Annotated in this window: 14 protein-coding genes and 1 pseudogene; 12 read left to right on the forward strand and 3 right to left on the reverse strand. The window is 63.3% G+C overall.

What is annotated here, in order from left to right; translation table 11 throughout:
* Nucleotides 1-75 precede the first annotated feature (75 nt).
* The 11 genes and pseudogenes from pilM to hemE all read left to right on the forward strand — a co-directional run bounded on the left by pilM (nt 76) and on the right by hemE (nt 15,259).
* Complete coding sequence (gene pilM / locus DNK59_RS06835) at nt 76-1,137, forward strand: type IV pilus assembly protein PilM (protein WP_110722678.1); 1,062 nt, start codon at nt 76-78, stop codon at nt 1,135-1,137.
* The gene (locus DNK59_RS06840) at nt 1,137-1,700 is read left to right on the forward strand and encodes a PilN domain-containing protein (protein WP_110722679.1); all 564 of its coding nucleotides are present in this window, start codon (nt 1,137-1,139) and stop codon (nt 1,698-1,700) included. Before pilM ends, DNK59_RS06840 begins: the two co-directional genes overlap by 1 nt.
* Complete coding sequence (locus DNK59_RS06845) at nt 1,697-2,320, forward strand: type 4a pilus biogenesis protein PilO (protein WP_110722680.1); 624 nt, start codon at nt 1,697-1,699, stop codon at nt 2,318-2,320. The genes DNK59_RS06840 and DNK59_RS06845 overlap by 4 nt, the downstream gene beginning before the upstream one ends.
* Complete coding sequence (locus tag DNK59_RS06850) at nt 2,317-2,850, forward strand: pilus assembly protein PilP (RefSeq protein WP_110722681.1); 534 nt, start codon at nt 2,317-2,319, stop codon at nt 2,848-2,850. The genes DNK59_RS06845 and DNK59_RS06850 overlap by 4 nt, the downstream gene beginning before the upstream one ends.
* Before the next feature lie 191 nt (nt 2,851-3,041).
* Nucleotides 3,042-4,298, forward strand: a pseudogene (locus DNK59_RS06855) (type IV pilus secretin PilQ); the annotation flags it as partial.
* 4 nt (nt 4,299-4,302) lie between these two features.
* Nucleotides 4,303-4,821: a shikimate kinase AroK gene (gene aroK, locus DNK59_RS06860; RefSeq protein ID WP_016966152.1), complete on the forward strand. Its 519-nt coding sequence runs from the start codon at nt 4,303-4,305 to the stop codon at nt 4,819-4,821.
* 146 nt (nt 4,822-4,967) lie between these two features.
* Entirely contained in the window at nt 4,968-6,068 is a 1,101-nt protein-coding gene (aroB, locus tag DNK59_RS06865; protein WP_092318899.1) for a 3-dehydroquinate synthase, read from the forward strand.
* A gap of 10 nt (nt 6,069-6,078) precedes the next feature.
* Nucleotides 6,079-7,659, forward strand: coding sequence for an SPOR domain-containing protein (locus DNK59_RS06870; protein WP_110722683.1), 1,581 nt, complete (start codon nt 6,079-6,081; stop codon nt 7,657-7,659).
* A 348-nt stretch (nt 7,660-8,007) separates the two neighbouring features.
* The gene (gltB, locus tag DNK59_RS06880) at nt 8,008-12,453 is read left to right on the forward strand and encodes a glutamate synthase large subunit (protein ID WP_110722684.1); all 4,446 of its coding nucleotides are present in this window, start codon (nt 8,008-8,010) and stop codon (nt 12,451-12,453) included.
* 120 nt (nt 12,454-12,573) lie between these two features.
* Nucleotides 12,574-13,992, forward strand: a complete 1,419-nt coding sequence (locus DNK59_RS06885) for an FAD-dependent oxidoreductase (protein WP_092318905.1) — start codon at nt 12,574-12,576, stop codon at nt 13,990-13,992.
* 199 nt (nt 13,993-14,191) lie between these two features.
* Nucleotides 14,192-15,259 carry a uroporphyrinogen decarboxylase gene (hemE, locus tag DNK59_RS06890; RefSeq protein WP_092318907.1) on the forward strand — a complete coding sequence of 356 codons (1,068 nt, stop codon included), beginning with the start codon at nt 14,192-14,194 and terminating at the stop codon, nt 15,257-15,259.
* A 134-nt stretch (nt 15,260-15,393) separates the two neighbouring features.
* Here hemE and DNK59_RS06895 read toward each other — a convergent pair whose 3' ends face one another.
* Entirely contained in the window at nt 15,394-16,620 is a 1,227-nt protein-coding gene (locus DNK59_RS06895; RefSeq protein ID WP_371920258.1) for an MFS transporter, read from the reverse strand.
* Between the two features lie 155 nt (nt 16,621-16,775).
* Here DNK59_RS06895 and DNK59_RS06900 point away from each other — a divergent pair, with 155 nt between their 5' ends.
* Nucleotides 16,776-17,675 carry a LysR family transcriptional regulator gene (locus DNK59_RS06900; RefSeq protein ID WP_092318910.1) on the forward strand — a complete coding sequence of 300 codons (900 nt, stop codon included), beginning with the start codon at nt 16,776-16,778 and terminating at the stop codon, nt 17,673-17,675.
* A gap of 103 nt (nt 17,676-17,778) precedes the next feature.
* Here the strand turns inward: DNK59_RS06900 and DNK59_RS06905 are convergent, their stop codons facing one another.
* Both DNK59_RS06905 and DNK59_RS06910 read right to left on the reverse strand, forming a co-directional pair.
* Nucleotides 17,779-18,225, reverse strand: a complete 447-nt coding sequence (locus DNK59_RS06905; RefSeq protein ID WP_092318912.1) for an excinuclease — start codon at nt 18,223-18,225, stop codon at nt 17,779-17,781.
* Between the two features lie 63 nt (nt 18,226-18,288).
* Nucleotides 18,289-18,738: a hypothetical protein gene (locus tag DNK59_RS06910; protein WP_110722686.1), complete on the reverse strand. Its 450-nt coding sequence runs from the start codon at nt 18,736-18,738 to the stop codon at nt 18,289-18,291.
* Between the last annotated feature and the right edge of the window lie 9 nt (nt 18,739-18,747).

The raw sequence follows: 18,747 nt of genomic DNA on the forward strand, positions 1-18,747 counted from the left end.
TCTGTCAAGGTGTGGCGATTCAATGCGCTGCTGCTCGTGGGGTTCGTAAGTCACGGATAGTCAAAGGGAATTGGTGTGCTTGGAGTCTTCAGCAGAAAGTCGAGTTCCCTCCTGGGGGTCGATATCGGCGCCACATCGGTCAGGCTCCTGTCCTTGAGCCGGGATGGCCGGGGCTATCGGGTCGAGGCTTATGCCAGGCAAGACCTTGCCCTCGACTCAGTTTTCGAATCGGGCGGTGTCGATCCCGAGGCGCAGGCCATGGCGCTGTCCCGGGCCTGGCGCACCAGCGGCAGTCGTCTCAAGGCAGTCGCGGTGGCGGTGCCCGGTGAAGCGGTGATCAGCAAGCTGATCGAGATGCCGGCGGGGCTGGATGAAGCGGAGCTGGAGTGCCAGCTCAGTCTGGAAGCGGGCCAGTACATTCCCTACCCCCTGGAAGAGGTGGCCATCGACTTTGAGGTGCAGGGCCGGGTGCCGGGCAATCCCCGGCGGGTTCAGGTGCTGCTGGTGGCCTGTCGCCACGAGACGGTCGAAGCCGCGGAGGCGCTGCTGGCCCAGGCGGGTCTGACGCCACAGGTGGTGGAGAGCGCGCCCCTGGCCCTGGAGCGTTGCCTGGCGCTGATGACGGCGCAGAATCCGCTGGCTGCGCAGTCTGCGTTGGCGTTGTTGGACTTGGGGTCGAGCGTGAGCAGTTTCAGTGTGATGCGCGACCAGCGAATCATTTATAGCCGCGAGCAACTGTTCGGTAGCCGACCGCTGAGCCAGGTCCTTGAGCAGCGTTTTTCGCTGACTCTGGATCAGGTGCTGCAAGCCGAGCGCCAGGGAGGTTGCTCGCCAGTCGGTATCGAGGAGGCGCTGCAGTCCTTTGAGCAGGACGTGCTGCAGAATGTCCAGCGCGCCCTGCAACTGTTCGCCGAGTCGCCACAGCGGCAACCGGTGCAGTGGTTACTGCTGGCTGGCGAGGGCAGTCGCCTTGCCGGGCTGGCGGTGCGGATCGAGCGGCAACTGGGGATAGCCACGGCCCTTGCCAATCCGTTCGTCGGCATGAGCGTCGGGCCTCGGGTCGATGCCCAGGCCCTCGCCAAGCAGGCACCGGAGCTGTTGCTAGCCTGCGGCCTGGCCCTGAGAGGGTTCGACTGATGGCCCGGATCAACTTTCTTCCCTGGCGGGAGACTGCGCGGGTGCAGCAGCATCGGCGCTTTCTGCAGGCACTGGCAGTCATCATGCTGCTGGGATTGGGGCTGGTGCTGTTGGCCGATGTCGGCATCGAGCGCTTGAGTGCTCGGCAGCAGGCCCGCAACCAGTACCTGGAACAAGCGAACGTGGGCCTGGATCAGCAGATTGCCGCTGTTCGCGAGCTCAAGGCCCGGCGCCAGCAACTGCTTGAGCGCATCAGGGTTATCGAGGACCTGCAAGGCAACCGTCCGACCCGTGTGCGGATTTTTCAGGAGCTGACCCGCAGCGTGCCCGATGGCCTGCACTTCACCGAAGCCGATCTGCAGGGGCAGAACTTGAGCATCAGTGGGGTTGCCCAGGCCAATGGCCGGATTGCCGACTTGCTGCGCAATCTGCAAGCTGCCGCCGGTTTTGCCGCTCCCAGCCTGGCCGAAGTGAAAAAGGCCAGCGAAGTGCAGCCGCAGCCGAGCAATCTGTTTCGGCTCAGCGTCGGCTTGATGCTGTTGCCTGAGGAGGCGAAGCGATGAAGCCGAGCGGGTGGCTGGCGCAGCTGCGAGGCGCCGATCTGCGAGAGCTGGAGCTGAGCAACCTCGGCTCCTGGCCGACGCCGTTGCGGGCGCTGACGGCGGCCTTGTTACTGCTGGTGATCCTGGCTGCAGGCTATGGCCTGTACCTGAGCCCTCATCTGCGGCAACTGCAGCAGGTGCGCCAAGAAGAAACCCGCCTCAAACAGCAGTTCGCCAGCAAGGCCCGGCAAGTGGCCAATCTCGAGCTTTATCGGGAGCAGCTTGCGGCCCTGCGCAACAGTTTCGAGCAATTGCTGCGTCAGTTGCCCAGCGATAGTGAAGTCCCGGGGTTGCTTGAAGACATCAGTCGCCTGGGCATGGGCGGCGGCCTGGCGTTCGAGGAGATCAAGCTGCAGCCGCAAGTGCCGCGGCCGTTTTATGTCGAGCTGCCGATCCAGATCACGGTTACGGGGGGCTATCACGATCTGGCGGCCTTCGTCAGTGGCGTCGCCGGCCTGCCGCGAATCGTCACCTTGCATGATTTTCAGCTCAGGCCCCTGGAGCCGGGTGATCCTGCACGATTGCGCTTGAGCATCGGGGCGCGAACCTACAGGTACGACAGCCCGGAACCGCAATCATGAAGGGCTGGCGCTGGCGCTGGCTGCTGGGCGCTTGCGTTGGTCTGGGCTTGTGCGGGTGCGAGGGAGTCGCAGACTTGGCTGAAACCCAGGCATACATGAACCAGATGCGTCGGCAAGCGCCGGAGCCGATTGAGCCGCTGCCGGTCATTCGGTCCTACCCCGCATTCATCTATGACGCCAGTGGGTTGCGCAGTCCGTTCCAGCCCCCGCAGAGCGTCGAGCGAGTCGAGCGTCGATGGGGAGCGCGCGCAGTCCGGCCCGATCCGCAGCGACCCCGGCAGCGTCTGGAGGGCTTTGATATCGAGCAGTTGCAGATGGTCGGAACCTTGTCCGGCGCCAGCGCAAGCTTCGCCCTGTTGCGCAGCGCCGATGGTGTCCACCCTTTGCAGATTGGCGACTACCTGGGGCGAAGCGAAGGTCGGATCGTGGCGATCGGCGAGTCTCGGGTAGAGGTAGTGGAAATTGTTGCCGATGGGGCGGGGGGCTGGCAGGAGCGACCACGGACGTTGCTGCTGAAAAAACACTCTTAGGTGGAATTCGCACAATGAACAGGACTGTTTCAGCCAGCGGTGTGGTGCTATGGATGGCGCTGCTGGCACCGCTGATCGGCGCCGCCGAGCTCACGACCACCTTGGCCGGTGAGGCTGCTCGGGTATCCGCGCCGCTTCAGGCTGGGGCTGCAACCCCGACGCACTCGACCGGCGGCGCTGTGACCCGGCCTGCTTATGGTGGCGCCAAGCTTTCGTTGAACTTTCAGGACATCGAAGTGCGTTCGGTGCTGCAACTGATCGCCGACTTCACGGGCCTCAACCTGGTGGCCAGCGATACGGTGCAAGGCAGCATTACCTTGCGTCTGCAGCACGTGCCCTGGGATCAGGCCCTGGATCTGGTGCTCAAGACCAAGGGCCTGGACAAGCGCCAGGTGGGGGATGTCTTGCTGGTGGCCCCAGCGGATGAAATGGCCGCCCGGGAACGCCAGGAACTGGAGTCGCAGAAGCAGTTGCAGGACCTGGCGCCGCTGCGCCGGGAGCTGCTACAGGTCAACTACGCCAAGGCCGCGGACATCGCCAAGCTGTTCCATTCGGTGACCGGCGTCGAGGACCGTGCCGGCGAGCGGGGTTCGATCACCGTGGACGAGCGCACCAACAACATCATTGCCTACCAGACCCAGGAACGCCTCGATGAGCTGCGGCGCATCGTTGGTCAACTGGACGTCGCGGTGCGCCAGGTAATGATCGAGGCACGGATCGTCGAGGCCAACCTTGATTACAACAAGAGCCTGGGAGTGCGCTGGGGCGGTTCGCTGAACAAAAGGGGCAACTGGCAGGCTTCCGGGGTGCCGGGCGGAGGCGGCTCATCGATCGTCGGGGCGCCGGACAGCAGCGCGCCGTTCGTCGACCTCGGGGCTGTGGCCAACACCTCGGGTATCGGCATCGCCTACATCACCGACAACGTGCTGCTGGATCTGGAGCTGAGCGCCATGGAGAAGACCGGCAATGGCGAGATCGTTTCCCGGCCCAGGGTAGTCACCTCCGACAAGGAGACCGCGAGGATCCTCAAGGGCACCGAGATTCCCTATCAGGAAGCCAGTTCCAGTGGCGCCACTTCCGTGTCGTTCCGCGAGGCCTCGCTGTCCCTTGAGGTGACGCCGCAGATTACCCCCGACAACCGCATCATCATGGAGGTCAAGGTCACCAAGGACGAGCCGGACTACCTGAACAAGGTCCAGGATGTGCCGCCGATCAAGAAGAACGAGGTCAATGCCAAGGTCCTGGTCCGTGATGGTGAAACCATTGTCATTGGCGGGGTTTTTTCCAATACCCAGAGCAAGGTTGTAGATAAAGTGCCATTTCTTGGCGATGTGCCGTATCTTGGCCGCCTTTTCCGGCGTGACGTGGTGTCGGAGAAAAAATCCGAGCTGCTGGTATTTCTCACTCCGCGTATCATGAACAACCAGGCGATTGCTGTGAGTCGTTGATTCTGTGCGAAATTTGATTCTTGTTGGGCCGATGGGGGCTGGAAAAAGCACCATAGGCCGCTTACTGGCCAAAGAGCTGCGCCTGCCATTCAAAGATTCCGATAAGGAAATTGAACTGCGTACCGGCGCGAACATCCCGTGGATCTTCGATAAGGAAGGCGAGCCGGGCTTTCGCGATCGCGAGCAGGCAATGATCGCCGAGCTCTGTGGCACCGACGGCGTGGTCTTGGCCACTGGTGGTGGTGCGGTCATGCGCGAAGCCAATCGTCGGGCGTTGCATGCCGGCGGACGAGTGGTCTATCTGCACGCCTCGGTGGAGCAACAGGTCGGTCGGACTGCCCGGGACCGCAATCGTCCCTTGCTGCGCACCGCCGATCCGGCCAAGACCCTGCGCGACCTGCTGGAAGTCCGCGATCCGCTTTATCGGGAAATCGCCGATCTGGTGGTGGAAACCGATGAGCGGCCGCCGCGAATGGTGGTGCTGGACATCCTGGAGCGCCTGCAGCAGCTGCCACCCCGTTAATGCGTCGAGCGAAATGCGCTATTCTCGGCGTCGCGCCATAACCGCCAGGGTGTGGCGCAGAGCTATCGGGCAGCGTCAGAAGACTTGACGAGGCCCATCGTCAATACAAGGCACAACGCCTGCTTCCATCTTCACTGTGGGGACACATGCAGACACTTAAGGTCGATCTAGGCGAGCGCAGCTACCCGATTCACATTGGTGAAGGACTGTTGGACCGGCCCGAGCTGCTGGTGCCACATATCGCCGGGCGGCAAGTGGCGATCATTTCCAATGAGACGGTCGCGCCGCTGTACCTTGAGCGCCTGACCCGCAGCCTGGAGCAATACTCGGTGATCTCGGTGGTCCTGCCCGATGGCGAGGCCCACAAGAACTGGGAAACCCTGCAGTTGATCTTCGATGGCCTGCTGACCGCGCGTCATGATCGGCGCACCACCCTCATCGCCCTCGGTGGCGGGGTAATCGGTGACATGGCCGGCTTTGCCGCTGCCTGCTATCAGCGCGGTGTGGACTTCATCCAGATCCCGACCACCCTGCTGTCCCAGGTGGACTCCTCGGTAGGTGGCAAGACCGGTATCAACCACCCGCTGGGCAAGAACATGGTCGGCGCCTTCTATCAGCCGAACGTGGTGCTGATCGACACCGCCAGCCTCAATACCCTGCCCAGCCGGGAGTTGTCGGCGGGTTTGGCGGAGGTGATCAAGTACGGCCTGATCTGCGACGAACCCTTCCTCACCTGGCTGGAAGAAAACGTCGACCGCCTGCGGGCCCTGGACCAGCAGGCCCTGACCTACGCCATCGAACGCTCCTGTGCGGCCAAGGCCGCCGTGGTGGGTGCCGACGAGCGTGAGTCTGGGGTGCGCGCCACCCTCAACCTGGGCCACACCTTTGGCCATGCCATCGAAACCCATATGGGCTACGGTGTCTGGCTACATGGCGAGGCGGTTGCCGCGGGCACCGTCATGGCCCTGGAAATGTCTGCGCGCCTGGGCTGGATCACCCACCAGGAGCGTGATCGCGGTATTCGCTTGTTCCAGCGCGCGGGCCTGCCGGTCATCCCGCCTGAAGAGATGACTGAAGCGGATTTTCTCGAACACATGGCAATTGACAAGAAAGTGATCGACGGTCGTTTGCGTCTGGTGCTGTTGCGCCGCATGGGCGAAGCCGTAGTGACCGACGATTATCCGAAAGAGGTTTTACAGGCCACGCTGGGAGCGGATTACCGCGCCCTGGCTCAGCTTAAAGGTTAATAAAATCCCGATGACTAGTTTGCACGCCGACGAGGCTTTCCTCGGCCATTACCAGTTGAGCCATGATCCTTTCGCTCCCCGGGTTCCTGGCTTCAAATTCTTTCCTGCCCAACGCAAGCCCGTGTTGGGGCAGTTGCATCACCTGGCTCGCTATAGCCAGTTGTTGCTGGTGGTTACCGGTCCCCAGGGCAGCGGCAAGACCCTGCTGCGCCAGGCGCTGGTCGCCAGCACCAACAAGCAGTCGGTACAGAGCGTGGTGGTTTCCGCCCGCGGTGCCGGCGATGCCGCCGGCGTGTTGCGCCAGGCGGCCCAGGCGCTGAATGTGGCCCAGGCCGAGATCGGCGCAATTCTGGCCCAGGTGGTGCAACTGGCCCTGACCGGCCAGGAGGTCTATCTGCTGGTGGATGATGCCGAGCAGCTCGACGAGTCCGCGCTCGAGGCGCTGCTGGCACTGGCGGCGGGTGCTCCGGAAGGCCGCCCGCATGTCTTCCTGTTCGGCGAGTCGTCGCTGATCGCCACCCTGGACCAGTTGAGCACCGAGGAAGAACGCTTCCACGTCATCGAACTGCAGCCCTACACCGAAGAGGAAACCCGTGAATATCTGGCCCAGCGCCTCGAAGGCGCGGGTCAGGGCATCGAACTTTTCTCCGCAGATCAGATCAGTGATATTCACGAAAGCTCCGATGGCTGGCCGGGCAACATCAACCAGGTCGCCAGGGATGCAATGATCGAAGCCATGATCGCCAGCCGCTCTGCGGTCAAGCGTCCAAGTATGGGGTTCAACATGCCGAAGAAACACGTATTGGCCATTTCCGCTGTAGTGGTGGTGGCCGTGGCTGCCGCCTGGCTGATGCCGGGGCGCAGCAAGGCACCGACCAGCGGTACGCCGACCAATGAACAGGCGCAGTTGCCTCTGGGGCAGACGCCGACGCCAAATGCCAATGGCAGTCCATCAGTGGAGTTCGCCGGCTCATCCCAGCCGATGCCTCTGCCGTTGGTCGGTCAGTCGCAGCCGGTGATGCGTGGCCCTCTGGCGGAAGCCGCGGGCGGTATTACCGAGGGTGATGACGGGGTTCCGGTGGAAGGCTCCAGCGCGGTTCCGCCCACTGTGACCACCACCGCGCCACCTGTCGGCGCCGTAGCTGGTCCAGCACCGACTCCGGCAGCGCGACCAACCCCGGCGCCGACCCAGGTTGCCACCGCCAAGCCGACGCCAGCGCCCAAGCCGGTGGAGAAACCGGTTGCCAAGCCTGCTCCAGCCGCCAAGCCGGCGGAGAAGCCGGTCACCGTGGCCAAGGCCGCCGGTGGCAGCTGGTACGCCGGTCAAGCGCCGGGCAACTACGTGGTGCAGATCCTTGGCACCAGTTCGGAAGCCACGGCCCAGAGCTTCGTCAAGGAGCAGGGCGGCGAGTACCGCTACTTCAAGAAAGTCCTCAACGGCAAGCCGCTGTATGTGATCACTTACGGCAACTTCTCCAGCCGCGATGCCGCGGTCAGCGCCATCAAATCCTTGCCAGCGAAGGTTCAGGCTGGTAAACCTTGGCCTCGCACTGTCGCTAGCGTTCAACAAGAACTGGCAACAACTCGCTGAAGATTCGGCGGCCTTACCCAGGCCGCCTCTCCCGGCAACCTCAAATTTCCGCATCGGCATGCTGCCTTACAGGCCGCGTGCCTTGTGGTGTCTGCGTCACAGTAGTTTTTGAGTCGCGGCGGTCAAAAATAAAACTTTTTGACTAGCACAGCATATCGCTTTAAAACGTTCATAAATGCGACATAAATTTGCGATAGATCGTCGCTAAATTTGTGGGCCTTTGTGTCGGTGTGTACAATGACCTCCCTTTTGCCCCCGCAAAGTCGGCGTACGTTCGGCGTGGATGGTAAGTGGTTGAATTGAAAAGAAATTTGTCTCGAAAAGAGGCAGCCTGGTGAGAAAGTGTCTATGAAAGCAGGTCTGTACCAACCAGATGAATTTAAGGATAACTGTGGTTTCGGCCTGATAGCCCATATGCAGGGCGAACCCAGTCATACCCTGTTGAAAACGGCCATTGAGGCCCTGACCTGCATGACCCACCGCGGTGGGATCAACGCGGACGGCAAGACCGGCGACGGTTGCGGTCTGCTGATGCAAAAGCCCGACCTGTTCCTGCGCGCTGTCGCCAAGGAGCACTTCGGCACCGACCTGCCCAAGCAATATGCCGTGGGCATGGTGTTCTTCAACCAGGATCCGGCCAAGGCCGAAGCCGCTCGCGAAAACATGAACCGCGAGATCCTGGCCGCCGGCCTGCAGCTGGTGGGCTGGCGCAAAGTGCCGATCGATACCAGTGTGCTCGGGCGTCTGGCCCTGGAGCGCCTGCCGCAGATCGAGCAGGTGTTCATCGGTGGCGAAGGCCTGAGCGATCAGGATTTCGCCGTCAAGCTGTTCAGCTCCCGTCGTCGCTCCTCGGTGGCCAACGCTGCCGACACCGATCACTACATCTGCAGCTTTTCCCACAAGACCATCATCTATAAAGGCCTGATGATGCCGGCGGACCTCGCCGCCTTCTATCCGGACCTGGGTGATCCGCGCCTGCAAACCGCGATCTGCGTGTTCCACCAGCGCTTCTCCACCAACACCCTGCCGAAATGGCCGCTGGCCCAGCCATTCCGCTTCCTCGCCCACAACGGCGAGATCAACACCATCACCGGTAACCGCAACTGGGCCCAGGCCCGGCGCACCAAGTTCAGCAACGATCTGATGGATCTGGAAGAACTCGGGCCGCTGGTCAACCGCGTGGGGTCCGACTCTTCCAGCATGGACAACATGCTCGAACTGATGGTTACCGGTGGCATCGACCTGTTCCGCGGCGTGCGCATGATCATTCCGCCGGCCTGGCAGAACGTCGAAACCATGGACCCGGATCTGCGGGCGTTCTACGAATACAACTCCATGCACATGGAGCCCTGGGACGGCCCGGCCGGCGTGGTCATGACCGATGGTCGCTACGCCGTCTGCCTGCTGGACCGCAACGGCCTGCGTCCGGCCCGCTGGGTCACCACCAAGAACGGCTTCATCACCCTGGCTTCGGAGATCGGCGTCTGGAACTACCAGCCCGAAGACGTGATCGCCAAGGGCCGGGTCGGCCCGGGGCAGATCTTTGCCGTGGACACCGAAACCGGGCAGATCCTCGACACCGACGCCATCGACAACCGCCTGAAGTCGCGCCATCCGTACAAGCAATGGCTGCGCAAGAACGCCCTGCGCATCCAGGCCACCATGGAAGACAACGACCACGGTTCGGCCTTCTACGACGTCGACCAGCTCAAGCAGTACATGAAGATGTACCAGGTCACTTTCGAAGAGCGTGACCAGGTCCTGCGTCCGCTGGGCGAGCAAGGCTACGAAGCGGTGGGTTCGATGGGCGACGACACGCCGATGGCGGTGCTGTCCCAGCGCGTGCGCACCCCTTACGACTACTTCCGCCAGCAGTTCGCCCAGGTCACCAACCCGCCGATCGACCCGCTGCGCGAAGCCATCGTCATGTCCCTGGAGATCTGCCTCGGTGCCGAGCGCAACATCTTCCAGGAGTCGCCCGAGCACGCCTCGCGGGTGATCCTCAGCTCGCCAGTGATCTCTCCGGCCAAGTGGCGCTCGCTGATGAACCTCGACCGCCCGGGCTTCGAGCGGCAGATCATCGACCTCAACTACGACGAGAGCGTCGGCCTGGAAGCGGCGATCCGCAACGTCGCCGATCAGGCGGAAGAGGCGGTGCGCGCCGGTCGTACCCAGATCGTCCTCAGCGACCGCCATATCGCGCCGGGCAAGCTGCCGATCCACGCTTCCCTGGCCACCGGCGCGGTGCACCACCGCCTGACCGAAAAAGGCCTGCGCTGCGACTCCAACATCCTGGTGGAAACCGCCACTGCCCGCGATCCGCATCACTTCGCGGTGCTGATCGGCTTCGGTGCCTCGGCGGTCTATCCGTTCCTGGCCTACGAAGTGCTGGGCGACCTGATCCGCACCGGTGAAGTGCTGGGCGACCTCTACGAGGTGTTCAAGAACTACCGCAAGGGCATCACCAAGGGCCTGCTGAAGATCCTGTCGAAGATGGGCATCTCCACCATCGCCTCCTACCGGGGCGCGCAGCTGTTCGAAGCCATCGGCCTGTCCGAGGAAGTCTGCAACCTGAGCTTCCGTGGCGTGCCGAGCCGGATCAAGGGTGCACGTTTCGTCGACATCGAAGCCGAGCAGAAAGCCCTGGCGACCGAAGCCTGGAGCCCGCGCAAGCCGATCCAGCAAGGCGGCCTGCTGAAGTTCGTCCACGGTGGCGAATACCACGCCTACAACCCGGACGTGGTCAACACCCTGCAAGCCGCCGTGCAGCAGGGCGACTACGCGAAGTTCAAGGAATACACCGCGCTGGTGGACAACCGCCCGGTATCGATGATTCGCGACCTGTTCCAGGTGAAGACCCTGGACACGCCGATGGACATCAGCGAAGTCGAGCCACTGGAGTCGATCCTCAAGCGCTTCGACTCCGCCGGCATCTCCCTGGGCGCCCTGTCGCCCGAGGCCCACGAAGCCCTGGCCGAAGCCATGAACCGCCTCGGCGCGCGTTCCAACTCCGGTGAAGGCGGCGAAGATCCGGCGCGCTACGGCACCATCAAGAGCTCCAAGATCAAGCAAGTGGCCACTGGCCGTTTCGGCGTGACCCCGGAATACCTGGTCAACGCCGAAGTGCTGCAGATCAAGGTGGCCCAGGGCGCCAAGCCCGGCGAAGGCGGCCAACTGCCCGGCGGCAAGGTCAACGGCCTGATCGCCAAGCTGCGCTACGCGGTGCCGGGCGTGACCCTGATCTCGCCTCCGCCGCACCACGACATCTACTCCATCGAAGACCTGTCGCAGCTGATCTTCGACCTCAAGCAGGTCAACCCTCAGGCCCTGGTTTCGGTGAAGCTGGTGGCGGAAGCCGGCGTCGGCACCATTGCTGCCGGTGTGGCCAAGGCCTATGCCGACCTGATCACCATCTCCGGCTACGACGGCGGCACCGGTGCTTCGCCGCTGACCTCGATCAAGTACGCCGGCGCGCCCTGGGAACTGGGCCTGGCGGAAACCCACCAGACCCTGCGCGGCAACGACCTGCGGGGCAAGGTTCGGGTGCAGACCGACGGTGGCCTGAAAACCGGCCTCGACGTGATCAAGGCGGCCATCCTCGGCGCCGAAAGCTTCGGCTTCGGCACCGCGCCGATGATCGCCCTGGGTTGCAAGTACCTGCGCATCTGCCACCTGAACAACTGCGCCACCGGCGTTGCCACCCAGAACGAGAAGCTGCGCAAGGATCACTACATCGGCACCGTCGACATGGTGGTGAACTTCTTCACCTACGTCGCCGAAGAAACCCGTGAGTGGCTGGCCAAGCTCGGCGTGCGTTCCCTGGAGGAGCTGATCGGTCGCACCGATCTGCTGCAGGTGCTGGAAGGCCAGACCGCCAAGCAGCATCACCTGGACCTGACCCCGTTGCTGGGCAGCGACCATATCCCGGCGGACAAGCCGCAGTTCTGCCAAGTGGACCGCAACCCGCCGTTCGACCAGGGCCTGCTGGCGGAAAAAATGGTCGACATGGCGCGCTCGGCGATCAACGACAAGAGCGGTGCCGAGTTCGACCTGGACATCTGCAACTGCGACCGCTCCATCGGCGCGCGGATCTCCGGTGAGATCGCCCGGCTCCATGGCAACCAGGGCATGGCCCAGGCGCCGATCACGTTCCGCTTCAAGGGCACGGCGGGCCAGAGCTTCGGCGTGTGGAACGCCGGCGGCCTGAACCTGTACCTGGAAGGCGATGCCAACGACTACGTGGGCAAGGGCATGACCGGCGGCAAGCTGGTCATCGTTCCGCCCAAGGGCAGCGTCTACAAGACCCAGGACAGCGCCATTATTGGCAACACCTGCCTGTACGGCGCCACCGGCGGCAAGCTGTTCGCCGCCGGCACCGCGGGCGAGCGTTTTGCCGTGCGTAACTCTGGTGCCCACACCGTGGTGGAAGGCACTGGCGATCACTGCTGCGAGTACATGACCGGTGGTTTCGTCTGCGTCCTGGGCAAGACCGGTTACAACTTCGGTTCAGGCATGACCGGCGGTTTCGCCTACGTGCTCGATCAGGACAACACCTTCGTTGACCGGGTCAACCACGAACTGGTGGAAATCCAGCGGATCAGCGGCGAAGCGATGGAAGCCTATCGCAGCCACCTGCAAAACGTGCTGAACGAGTACGTTGCGGAAACCGACAGCGAGTGGGGGCGTGAACTTGCCGAGAACCTCGACGACTACCTGCGTCGCTTCTGGCTGGTCAAGCCCAAGGCGGCGAGCTTGAAGTCCCTGCTCTCCAGTACTCGTGCCAACCCGCAATAAAGCAGCTGCAAGTGGCAAGCCTCAAACTGCAAGTGAAGCAGTGCGAGGTTTGCCGGGCATACGTGATCGACTTGCGGCTTGCAGCTTAGAGCTTGCAGCTGCTGTATAGAGGTTTTGAAAATGGCTGAACGTCTGAATAACGACTTCCAGTTCATCGAGGTCGGGCGCAAAGACCCGAAGAAGAAACTGCTGCGTCAGCGCAAGAAGGAGTTCGTGGAAATCTACGAGCCCTTCAAACCCCAGCAATCGGCCGACCAGGCCCACCGCTGCCTGGGTTGCGGCAACCCGTACTGTGAATGGAAGTGCCCGGTGCACAACTTCATTCCCAACTGGCTCAAGCTGGTGGCCGAGGGCAACATCCTCGCCGCCGCCGAGCTGTCGCACCAGACCAACACCCTGCCGGAAGTCTGCGGCCGGGTCTGCCCCCAGGATCGTCTGTGCGAAGGTGCCTGCACCCTCAACGACGGCTTTGGCGCGGTGACCATCGGTTCGGTGGAGAAGTACATCACTGACACCGCCTTCGCCATGGGCTGGCGCCCGGACATGTCCAAGGTCAAGCCGACCGGCAAGCGCGTGGCAATCATCGGCGCGGGCCCGGCGGGCCTGGGCTGTGCCGACGTGCTGGTGCGCGGCGGGGTGACCCCGGTGGTGTTCGACAAGAACCCGGAAATCGGCGGCCTGCTGACCTTCGGCATCCCCGAGTTCAAGCTGGAAAAGACCGTGCTGAGCAATCGTCGCGAAGTCTTCACTGGCATGGGCATCGAGTTCCGCCTCAACACCGAGGTGGGCAAGGACGTGACCATGGAGCAACTGCTCGCCGAATACGATGCGGTGTTCATGGGCATGGGCACCTACACCTACATGAAGGGCGGCTTCGCCGGCGAGGACCTGCCGGGGGTGTATGACGCCCTGGATTTCCTGATCGCCAACGTCAATCGCAACCTGGGCTTTGAAAAGTCGCCGGAAGATTTCGTCGACATGAAAGGCAAGAAAGTCGTGGTGCTGGGCGGTGGTGACACCGCGATGGACTGCAACCGCACCTCCATCCGCCAGGGCGCCAAGTCGGTGACCTGCGCCTACCGTCGTGACGAAGCCAACATGCCCGGCTCGCGCAAAGAGGTGAAGAACGCCAAGGAAGAAGGGGTGAAATTCCTCTACAACCGCCAGCCGATCGCCATTGTCGGTGAAGACAAGGTCGAAGGCGTGAAGGTGGTCGAGACTCGTCTCGGCGCACCGGACGCCCGTGGCCGCCGCAGCCCCGAGCCGATCCCCGGTTCCGAAGAGATCATCCCGGCCGATGCCGTGGTCATCGCCTTCGGTTTCCGCCCGAGCCCGGCGCCGTGGTTCGAGCAGTTCCAGATCCAGACCGACAGCCAGGGCCGGGTCGTTGCACCTGAGCAAGGTCAGTACAAGCACCAGACCAGCAACCCGAAGATTTTCGCTGGTGGCGACATGGTGCGTGGTTCTGATCTCGTGGTGACGGCGATCTTCGAAGGGCGCAACGCCGCCGAAGGCATCCTCGACTACCTGGGCGTCTGATGACGTCAGCGGCAAGCTTCAAGCTGCGAGCGACAAGTTGAAGGCATCAGCGCTTTCAGCTTGCGGCTTGTAGCTTGCCGCTGCTCCATTACTGCCTCTGTGCGACCAATTGACCCCATAGACATAAAGAAACGGCTCTTGCCGTGCCTTTTATGCCCGGCTCTGAGAAAATGCCCCCACTTTTTTTCCGGATGCCGACATGACTGCCCTGAAGAACGACCGTTTCCTTCGTGCCCTGCTCAAGCAACCCGTAGACGTCACCCCGGTGTGGATGATGCGTCAGGCTGGGCGCTACTTGCCTGAATACCGCGCCAGCCGTGCCAACGCCGGTGACTTCATGAGCCTGTGCATGAACCCGGCGTTCGCCTGCGAAGTCACTCTGCAGCCTCTGGACCGCTACCCACAGCTGGATGCGGCGATTCTGTTCTCCGACATCCTGACCATTCCCGATGCCATGGGCCAAGGCCTGTACTTCGAGACCGGCGAAGGCCCGCGCTTCAAGAAAGTGGTCAGCACCCTGGCCGACATCGAAGCCCTGCCGATCCCTGATCCACAAAAGGACCTGGGCTACGTGATGGATGCGGTCAGCACCATTCGTCGCGAACTCAATGGCCGCGTGCCGTTGATCGGTTTTGCCGGCAGCCCCTGGACCCTGGCCACTTACATGGTCGAAGGCGGTTCGTCGAAAGACTTCCGCAAATCCAAGGCCATGCTCTACGACAACCCGCAAGCCATGCACCTGCTGCTGGACAAGCTGGCGCAGTCGGTCACTTCCTACCTCAACGGGCAGATCCTCGCCGGTGCCCAGGCGGTGCAGATTTTCGACAGTTGGGGCGGCAGCCTTTCGTCGGCGGCTTACCAGGAGTTCTCCCTGGCCTACATGCGCAAGATCGTCAGCGGCCTGATCCGCGAGCACGAAGGGCGCAAGGTGCCGGTGATCCTGTTCACCAAGGGCGGCGGCCTGTGGCTGGAAAGCATTGCCGATGCCGGCGCCGATGCCCTGGGCCTGGACTGGACCTGCGATATCGGCGAAGCCCGCCGCCGCGTGGGCAGCAAGGTTTCCCTGCAAGGCAACATGGACCCCACCGTGCTCTACGCCAACCCCCAGGCGATCCGCGGCGAAGTCGCGCGTATCCTCGCCAGCTACGGCAAGGGCAGCGGCCACGTGTTCAACCTGGGCCACGGCATCACCCCGGAAGTGAAGCCGGAGCACGCCGGTGCCTTCCTGGAAGCGGTGCACGAGTTGTCGGCGCAATACCACGCATAAGCGCCACCCCATAAAAAACGCCCGGCACCTGCCGGGCGTTTTCATTGGCGAACCCTTTCTGTAGGAGCCAGCTTGCTGGCGAATAGGCCCTCGAGACTTGCGCCTGCCTGTCGGCCGCCTTCGCTGGCCAGGCGCTATAACGGCGGCAGTTTCGCCAGCTTCAGGGCAATCAGCAGTGCCCCGAGCAACAGGGCGCCGATAAACAGGCCGATGCCGTTCCACCCCGCCAGGTGCCAGAACACCCCGCCCGCGGTGCCGGCGATGCTCGACCCGGCGTAGTAGCTGAACAGGTACAACGAGGAGGCCTGGCCCTTGGCCTTGGTGGCGCGGCGGCCGATCCAGCTGCTGGCCACCGAGTGGGCGCCGAAGAAGCCGAAGGTGAACAGCAACATTCCGACCAGCACCAGGGCCAGTGGCGCGATCAGGGTCAGGGCAATGCCCGCGAGCATCAGCACGATGGTGCCCCACAGCACCCGGCGCCGACCCAGTTGGTCGGCCAGGGCACCGATCTTCGCCGAGCTGTAGATGCCCGACAGGTAGACCACCGACAGCAGGCCGACCAGGGCCTGGCTCAGGTGGTAGGGCTCGGCCAGCAGGCGATAGCCGATGTAGTTGAACAGGGTGACGAAGGCCCCCATCAGCAGGAAGGCTTCGAGAAACAGCCAGGGCAGGCCGGCGTCGCGAAAGTGCATGGCAAAGCCGTCCAGCAGGCTGCGCGGGTGCAGCGAGCGCGGGCGGAAGTTGCGCGACTCCGGCAGGATGCGCCAGAACACCGTGGCGGCGATCAATGCCAGGCCGCCGATCACCAGCATCGCCGTGTGCCAGCTGACAAAATCGATCAGCACGCCGGTGATCAGCCGCCCGCTCATGCCGCCAATGGCGTTGCCGCCGATGTACAGGCCCATGGCCAGGCCGATGTGCTGGGGATGGATTTCTTCGCTGAGGTAGGTCATGGCCACCGCCGCCAGTCCGCTCAGGGACAGGCCGACCAGCGCGCGCATCAGCAGCACCCCATGCCAGCTCGGCATCAGCGCGCTGGCAATGGTGCACAGGGCGGCGGCCAGCAGGGCCGTGACCATCACCGGCTTGCGGCCGATGCGGTCGGAAATCGGCCCGGTGATCAACAGTCCGATGGCCAGCATGCCGGTGGCGACCGACAGGATCAGGCTGCTCTGGGCCGCGTTGATGGCAAAGTCCCGGGACAGCAGCGGCATCATCGGCTGCACGCAGTACAGCAGGGCAAAGGTGGCAAAACCGCCGGAGAACAGCGCCAGCACCGTGCGCATGAACAGCGGCGTGCCTTTTTCGATATAGACCTCGTTGAGCTGGGCGACCACCTCGTCCAGGGGCGTGGAGGGGATTTCGTGGGCAAGGGGGGCGACAGCGGATTTCACGGGGAACCTCGGGGGAGCGCAGCCGGTCAGGCAATGGAAAAAAGCATATAGCTGGCTAATGTTCCTTTCCAATATATTGTTCGACCTGTTTGATAGCTTTAACGACTCAATGGAACCGCCCCATGGAATTGCGTCACTTGCGCTACTTCATCGCCGTGGCCGAAGAGCTGCACTTCGGCCGCGCGGCCCAGGTCCTGGGCATTTCCCAGCCACCGCTGAGCCAGCAGATCCAAGCCCTGGAACAGGAGGTGGGCGCCCGCCTGTTCGAGCGCACCAATCGTCGGGTCGAACTCAGCGAAGCCGGCCGCCTGTTCCTCGAAGAGGCGCGCCTAGTGCTGGCCCAGGTGGACAAGGCGGCGGACGTGGCGCGGCGCGCGCAGCTGGGCGAGCTGGGGGAACTGAAGATCGGCTTCACCTCCTCGGCGCCGTTCAACTCGACCATTCCCCAGGCGATCTTCGCCTTCCGCCAGCGCTTTCCCGCGGTGCACCTCAAGCTCAAGGAAATGAGCAGCACCCAGGTGGCCGAGGCGCTGGTGGACCAGTCGATCCAGGTCGGCATCATGCGGCCCCTGCCATTGCCGGACTCGCTGTCGGTGGTGGAACTGCTGCGCGAGCCGCTGGTGGCGGTGCTCAGTTCCAAGCACCCGCTGGCGGGCGGCAGCGAAGAGGGGCTGCACCTGGCGGCGCTGGCCCAGGAGCCCTTTGTGTTCTTCCCTCGCAGCTACGGCAGCGGGCTGTATGCCCAATTGCTCAACCTGTCCCGAGACGCCGGTTTCACCCCGCATTTTGCCCAGGAGGCGGCGGAGGCCATGACCATCATCGGCCTGGTGGCGGCGGGCCTCGGTGTTTCTGTGCTGCCGGCGTCCTACCAGCGCATGCGCATCGACGGCGTGGTCTACCGCCGCCTGCTGGACCCCGAGGCCATGACCGCGGTGTGGCTGGTGCAGCGCCAGGATCAGTGCTCACCCATGGCCAGGGCCTTTGTCGAACTCCTGACGCGCAAGACCGGGGGCGTGTCCTGAGGGGGACTTGCCGGCGGTGCAGCATCAGCCGATCGTCATCCAGGGGACGTTCGCAGCCGACAAAAAAGGGCGCCTCAAGGCGCCCTTCGTGGTCCGCAACAGCTCACTGCACCTTGGACAGATCCCCGCGCAGCGCCACGCCCGCCATGATCGCGCCGGCATGGCACTCATAGGTCGTGGCGTCCTTGCGCTCGCGGCTCTTGTAGAAGCTGGCGATGTCGGTCACGGCATTGGCGCCGACTTTCTTCGCCGCTTCATGCAGGGTGATCAGTGCCGACTGCAAGGCCCACTCGCAGGCCACCTGATCGGCCTTGCCGAAGGCGTTGGTCTTCTTGTTGGTCACGGCGCCGGGGCTCAGCACGCTGACCTTGCCGGCCGGCTTGTTGCCCGCCAGGTAGAACTTCACGCTGCCGTCGATCTTGCCGGTGCTGATGGCCTCGGCGACCACCTTGTCGAACGGCAGGAACAGGGCGGTGTCGCGGGCCTGGCTGACGCCGGGCAGGGTGCACAGCAGCAGGGTGGCGGTAGCCGCCAGGGTGTTCAAACGCATCGCAGTCTCCTTGACTGGAAAAGGGGGCAAAGCAGCCCGGTGACCGGCGTCACAGGGGGAGGATCACTGGCCGGCCGGGAAGCTCTTGGTCGCAGCGTCCGACAGTTGTTGCGCGGTCCGCTCGTTCTGGTTGTCCCGCAGCTCGCGCAGGATGCCCTTGTCCAGCAGGCGCACCCAGCGGATGTAGTTCTTGTGGATCTTGCCGTCCTTGTAGTCCAGGTCGCGGCTGTCGCGGTAGACGATCTTGTAGGCGCTGGCGCTGTAGGGGATATCGATCTCGGCGTGGAACTGCCCGCGCACGGTGATCTCGGCCTGGATCAGCTCCGGGCTGATGCGCTGCACGGTCCACTTGCGGGCCACCAGGTTCTTCAGGATCGCCTGTTTGACCTGCTCCTGGCTGGCCTGGATGGTGGTCGGGATCACCCGGTTCGGGGTGTACATCGGTTTGCTGGTGCAGGCGGCCGTGCTCAGCAGGGCCAGGACGATCAGCGTCGCGCGAAACAGGGAAGACATTCCATTTCT

Source organism: Pseudomonas sp. TKO26, from assembly GCF_003225665.1.
Lineage (GTDB): Bacteria > Pseudomonadota > Gammaproteobacteria > Pseudomonadales > Pseudomonadaceae > Aquipseudomonas > Aquipseudomonas saponiphila.